Origin of the sequence: Streptomyces sp. MB09-02B, assembly GCF_033794485.1 — a bacterium.
Lineage (GTDB): Bacteria > Actinomycetota > Actinomycetes > Streptomycetales > Streptomycetaceae > Streptomyces.
In genome coordinates this window covers 1-5,722 of record NZ_JARGEE010000509.1, presented here as the reverse complement: position 1 = coordinate 5,722, position 5,722 = coordinate 1, and the positions used below count along the sequence as shown (strand labels likewise).

The 5,722-nt window shown below is 71.5% G+C and carries 5 protein-coding genes; all 5 read right to left on the bottom strand.

Going from position 1 to position 5,722, the window contains the following annotated elements:
* Positions 1–192 precede the first annotated feature (192 nt).
* Positions 193–1,152, bottom strand: coding sequence for a Gfo/Idh/MocA family oxidoreductase (locus P1P70_RS39310; RefSeq protein ID WP_319246398.1), 960 nt, complete (start codon positions 1,150–1,152; stop codon positions 193–195).
* Positions 1,152–2,558 carry an NDP-hexose 2,3-dehydratase family protein gene (locus P1P70_RS39305; RefSeq protein WP_319246396.1) on the bottom strand — a complete coding sequence of 469 codons (1,407 nt, stop codon included), beginning with the start codon at positions 2,556–2,558 and terminating at the stop codon, positions 1,152–1,154. The genes P1P70_RS39310 and P1P70_RS39305 overlap by 1 nt, the downstream gene beginning before the upstream one ends.
* A gap of 38 nt (positions 2,559–2,596) precedes the next feature.
* Positions 2,597–3,187 carry a dTDP-4-dehydrorhamnose 3,5-epimerase family protein gene (locus tag P1P70_RS39300; protein WP_319246393.1) on the bottom strand — a complete coding sequence of 197 codons (591 nt, stop codon included), beginning with the start codon at positions 3,185–3,187 and terminating at the stop codon, positions 2,597–2,599.
* Positions 3,188–3,369: 182 nt separating this feature from the next.
* Positions 3,370–4,521 (bottom strand): DegT/DnrJ/EryC1/StrS family aminotransferase, encoded by a 1,152-nt coding sequence (locus P1P70_RS39295; RefSeq protein ID WP_319246390.1) that lies wholly within the window; start codon positions 4,519–4,521, stop codon positions 3,370–3,372.
* Positions 4,522–4,649: 128 nt separating this feature from the next.
* Positions 4,650–5,722: nucleotide disphospho-sugar-binding domain-containing protein (locus tag P1P70_RS39290; RefSeq protein ID WP_319246387.1), on the bottom strand; the 1,073-nt coding region annotated here is incomplete at its 5' end.

Below are 5,722 nucleotides of genomic sequence, written 5' to 3'. Positions count from 1 at the left end.
GATGGGGGGTGCGGGTGGGGGTGGTCACGTTCTGTGTCCTTTCCGGGCGGCTGGTTCGGTTGCGGGAGCCGGGTCATCGGGCCGGTCGAGCGGGCCCCGGGGACGGGCAGGGCGCCGCCCGGCCGTCGCGGAGGGCGGCCGTGCGGCGCCGGATCGGTCGCGGCACCGGGTGGGGTCACCGGGCGGTCGGGGTCACGCCGAGGCGCGCGCCCGGACGTCCTGGAGCAGGCGTGCCTGATGGACCATCACCGGATCGGGGGCCGCCTGCGAGCGCACGGCCCGGGCGAACGCGGCCACGGTGCGTACCACCTGGTCGTCGGCGGGCAGCAGCACTTCCCTGGTGTCGCCGCGCCGCTCGACACGGAGCCCGGGGCGGTGGTCGGCGGGCGGGGTGAAGGCCCGCTCGACGGTGATGCTCCCCTCGCTCCCCCACAGCTCGTACACCGAGCGGTATCCGTGGTCGAGGCCGAAGGAGAGCTGGGCGCCGATCCCTTCCGGGGTGCGCAGCAGCACCGCGCCGGAGGTGTCCACCGCGTCGGCGGGGCCGTGCGAGAGGGTGGCGCCGGCGACGCCGAGCCGCTCGCCCAGGAAGTGCAGGGCGGCCCGCAGCGGGTACACCCCGGTGTCCCACAGGGCGCCGCCGCCGAGTTCGGGGCGGTAGCGGATGTCGTCGGCGGGCAGCCGGGGTACCGCGAACGCCGCCCGGAAGGAGCGGAGTTCGCCGATCGCGCCGTCGGCCAGGAGTTGTGCGGCTGCCGCGTGCTGGGGGTGATGGACGAACATGACGTTCTCCATCAGGAACAGGCCCGACTGTGTCGCCAGGTCGAACAGGCGCTGGGTGGCGGCGAGGTCGGTGGTGAGCGGTTTCTCCGCGAGGACGTGCTTGCCGGCGCGCAGCGCCGCCTCGGCCCACCGGGCGTGCAGGGCGGCGGGCAGCGGTATGTACACCGCGTCGATGTCGTTGCGGGTCAGCACGGCGGCGTAGCCGTGCACCGGTCGGGCGTCGAACCGTCCGGCGAGTTCGCGTGCCCGGTCCGCGTCGCGGCCCGCGACGGCCGCGATGTGCACGCCGGGGGTGGCCGCCATCGCCGGCAGCATGCGGCGGCGTGCGATGTCCGCGCAGCCGAGGACACCGATCCGCAGGGCGGCCATCAGGCGGCGGCCCCGCTCGCGCGGAGGCAGGCGAGCAGGGTGCGGGCCTGGACGTTGACGTAGTGGCCGTGTCTGACCAGGGAGGTCAGCTGGCCGGGAGTGACCCAGCGGTACCCGGCGGGCGCGTCGAGGGGGGCGGTCGTCTCGTCCGCCTCGACCAGCAGGTAGCGGCTCTCCGCGTTGAGGAACCTGCCGCCCTCCTCCGAGTGCAGCGCCTCGTAGTGGATCCGGTCGGGCCCGGCCGCCAGTACCTCGTCGAGGTAGGCGGGGCGTTCGTCGCCGTACAGGTGGGCGTAGTTGTGGGGGGTGTACTGGACGGTGGGGCCGAGTTCGACGGTGTCGAGGAAGCCGCCTTCGACGCGGGCGTGCACCAGGATGTGCAGCGCCCCGTCGATCCTTCGGGTCAGGAAGGCGGCGACGCCGGGGCCGTAGGGCTCGAACAGGGGCTGGGTCCATCCGGAGACCTCGCGGCTGCCCGCCTGGACGGAGACGGCGACGACACGGAAGTACCGGCCGTGCTCGTGGTCGATGCTCTCCTCGCTCCGCTGCCAGCCGGGGAGCGCGTCCAGCGGTACGCGGCGGGTGCTCACGTCGTGCCGGGAGCGTTCGGCGGTGATCCACGACAGCAGTTCCGTGTCGGAGTGCAGTGCGCCCGTGGCGGTGTCCGGGAAGGGGGCGCACGCCAGCACCGTACGGGAGTCCATGTTGACGACGTTGTCGCGGTGCAGGAGCTGCCCGATCTGGCCGAGGGTCAGCCAGCAGAAGTCCTCGTCGAGCGGGACGTCGCCGACGGCCTCGACGATCATGTTGCGGTTGCTCTTGTGCAGGAACCAGGAGCCGTGCTCGGACTGGAGTACGTCTGCCAGGACACGGCCCTTGCCGGGCCGGACGAAGTAGTCGATGTACTTCACGTCCGCGCCCTGGTGGACCTTGGTGTAGTTGCTGCGGGTGGCCTGCACGGTCGGTGAGAGCTGGAGCAGGTTGCGGTTGCCCGGCTCCATCTTGGCCTGCATGAGGAAGTGCAGGACTCCGTCGAACTCCTTGACGAGGATGCCGAGGATGCCGATCTCGGGCTGTTTGATGATCGGCTGGTGCCACTGGCGCGGCGTTGCCTGCTCGTGGGTGACGTGCAGTCCCTCCACGGAGAAGAACCGGCCGCTGCGGTGCACCAGGTTGCCGGTGTCCTCCTCGAACGACCAGCCCTGGAGTGCGTCGAAGGGAATCCGGTCGACGTGGAACCGGTGCGCGCTGCGGCGTTTTCGGAGCCAGTGCGAGAAGGCCTCGGTGCTCAGCTGCGCGCCGGTCGTGCTCGCCGCCGACCGGGCCATCCGGTGGGCGGTCGCGGCGTCCTCGCGGGGTTGCAGGGCAGTCGGGCCGACTGCGGTCGTGACGAACGGAGCCGGCATGGCGTACTCCAGTGGGTGGCGGTGGCAGGGGCGGGAGGTCAGGCAGGGTGCGGGGCGTCGGGGGCGCGGTAGGGCAGGAGCAGTCCGGCCTCCTGGGCCTGCCGCAGCGACATGGCGTCGGAGTCCTTCTGGGACATCAGGGGCGGCCGGGTCCAGCCCCAGGGCAGGGCCAGGTCGGGGTCGAGCGGGTTGATGTCGATCTGGGTGCCGGGCACGTACACGCTGGACAGGACGTAGCAGATGCACGAGTCGTCGGCGAGGGCGAGAAAGCCGTGGCCGACGCCCTCGGGAACGAAGACCGACCGGCCGGACCCGGGTTCCAGGACATTGCTTTCGAACGCCCCGAAGGTGGGTGAGCCCGGCCGCAGGTCCACCACGAAGTCACGCAGTGCCCCCCGGACGCAGGTGACGAATTTCGCCTGGCCGGGGGGGCTGGTGACGCTGTGGATGCCGCGCAGGGTGTTGTTCTGCGACACCGAGTAGTTGATCTGGCGGGGTACGAAGCTCCGCCCCATGGCTCTTTCGAATTCGTCCGCGCGCATTCCTTCGAAGAAGGAGCCGCGTTCGTCCTTGCGGAGTTCTGGGGTGACGACGAACACCCCGGGTATGTCCAACTCTGCTATGTGCACCCGTTCCACATCCCTGTCGGCGTGTTTTCCTCGAAGTTCCGTCTGCGGCGCTTCGCCGGCCGGTCCGCCGGTGTTCGGCCGGTCGGTGAGGTGTGCGGGCGGGGGCCGCCCGGCGGTCTCCTCCCCTTTTGGCACGTCGCGCGGTGTCCCGGGCAGCGGCCCGCCCTCGCCGGTCACGGCGGTCAGCTGTCCATCGCCCCCGAGCGGTGCTCGACGGACTTGCGCAGCGCGGCCGCGATGCTGTGCACCTGGGTGTCGTCGAGTCCCTGGTGCAGGGGCAGCAGCAGCGTGCGCTCCGCGCAGGCCTCGGTGCCGGGCAGGGCCAGGTGTTCCGCCCGGTAGGCCGGAACCTTGTGCAGCGGCGGGTAGCGCAGGGTGGTGTAGATGTCCTGCTCCAGCAGATCGGCGGCGACCTGGTCGCGGATGGCCGGATCCAGCTGCACCCAGTAGAAGTAGTAGGAGGAGGCGTGCCCCTGCGGCAGCGCCGGGGGCAGCGTGACGCCCGCGACGTCGGCGAGCAGACGGTCGTAGTGCTCAGCGATCTGGCGGCGTCGCGCCACGAACTGCGGGAGCCTGCGGAGCTGGACGATGCCGATGGCCGCGGTGATGTCGTTGCCTATCACCCGGCGGCCGAAGTTCTGCACGTTCAGCTCCCACCAGCGGGCAGAGACCTTGGCGGCGGCGAATCCGTTGGACTGCTGCAGACCGTGGTAGGCCAGCCGGCGGGCCTTGCGGGCCAGTTCGCGGTCCTTGACGTAGAGCATTCCGCCGTCGCCGGTGACCAGGACCTTCATCGAGTCGAAGCTCCACATGGCGACGTCGCCGAAGGTGCCGCAGGCGGTGCCGTCCGCGCTGGAGGCCACCGCGCAGGCGGCGTCCTCGATGAGCGGGATGCCGCGTTCCTCGCACAGCGCGGCGATCGCGGCGATGTCCCCGGGATAGCCGCCGTAGTGGAGGACCAGGACCGCCTTGGTACGGGGGGTCAGGGCGCGCTCGACATCGGCGGCGGTGGGGTTGAGGGTGCGTACGTCGACATCGCAGAAGACCGGCCGGGCGCCGGTCGCGGCGACCGCGTTGCCGGCGGCGACGAAGCTGGCCGAGGGCAGTACCACGTCGTCGCCGGGGCCGAGTTCCAGCAGCTCGGTCGCGAGGAAGAGCCCGGCCGTGGCCGAGTTGATGAAGAGCACCTGCTCCGCATCCACGCCGAGGTGGCCGGCGAACTGTGCCTCGAACTCTCTGGTGCGCGGCCCGTGGCCCAGCCAGTTGTCGGCGAACACCTCGGATATCGCCTGGAGTTCCTCATCACCCAGGCTGGGCTGAAAGACGTTGATCACTGTTTCCTCCGGAGAAAACGGGCCGCGGCGAGGGAAGGCACACCGCGCGGCGCGGGGCGGTGCCTCGCGCCGGGGCACCGCGCGGGGCGCGTCGGGCACGGGTGGCGGGAGCGGTGGCGCGAGGCGGATCAGTTGCGGTGTTGTGCGGTCAGCCGCTCCAGGAGCGGGACGATCTCCTGGGGAGGGGGTGTCGCCAGGGCGTCCGCGTGCAGTGCGGCCGCGCCGTCCTGGAACGAGGGCTCCTGCAGGATGCGGATGAGCTGCTGCTGGAGTCCGGCCGCCGAGAACCGCTCACGGTCCATGGCCAGGCCGGCACCTCGCTCGGTGACGTGCCGCGCGGTGCAGGTCGACTCGCCGTCCTTCTTCCAGGTGATGAGCTGCGGCACCCGGTGGGCCACCGCGGCCGCGTAGGTGCCGTACCCGCCGTGGTGGATGATCGCCGAGCAGCTCGGCAGCAGTTGGTTGAGGGGCAGGTAGTCGACGGTGCGGACGTTGCCGGGGACGCTGTCCAGGCGGGCCAGTTGCTCGGTGTTCAAGGTGGCGACGACTTCGATGTCGAGTTCGGCCACCGTGTGGAGCATCTCGGAGACCGAGAACCGGCCGTCCTTGGCACGCTCGCGTTCGGTGACGCCCAGCGAGAGGCAGACCCGGGGCGCCTTCGGCGGCTCGTGCAGCCAGTCGGGGACGGCTGACGAACCGTTGAACGGGACCCAGCGCACCGCCACGGACCGGGTGTCCAGCGGCAGCCGCAGTGCTGTGGGCAAGGGGTCGACGCTCCACTGCCCGAGCAGCAGCTCCTCGTCGAACTCCATGCCGTGACGCTGCAGCATCGGTGCGAGCAGTCTCAGTTGGGGGTCCTCGACGGGGTCCGCACCCGGCGGGCGCGGTCGCTCGAGGAACTTCTGCCGGGCCCAGGCGAAGTAGTCCGGACCCCACATCATGCGGGCGTGCGCCGCGCCGCTGAGGCGCGCGGCGATGGGCGCGGGGAGGAACGCGGGATCCCAGAGCACCAGGTCGGGCTGCCAGGCGCGGGTGAATTCGACGAGGTCGTCCAGCATGTCGCGGTGGCCGGGGACCGGTGGCTCGGCGGGGAAGTACTTGGCGAGTGCGGGCAGCACCTGCCGGCTGAAGATGTCCCAGGGAGGGGAGTCGGGGGGCAGGGCCAGCGCCCGGGCGACCCGGTCCAGCTGCGGACGGATGT

Bases quoted from the DNA above. Each gene is read 5' to 3' on its own strand.
- P1P70_RS39310 (WP_319246398.1), bottom strand. From the start codon at position 1,152: ATGGCCGCCCTGCGGATCGGTGTCCTCGGCTGCGCGGACATCGCACGC.
- P1P70_RS39305 (WP_319246396.1), bottom strand. From the start codon at position 2,558: ATGCCGGCTCCGTTCGTCACGACCGCAGTCGGCCCGACTGCCCTGCAA.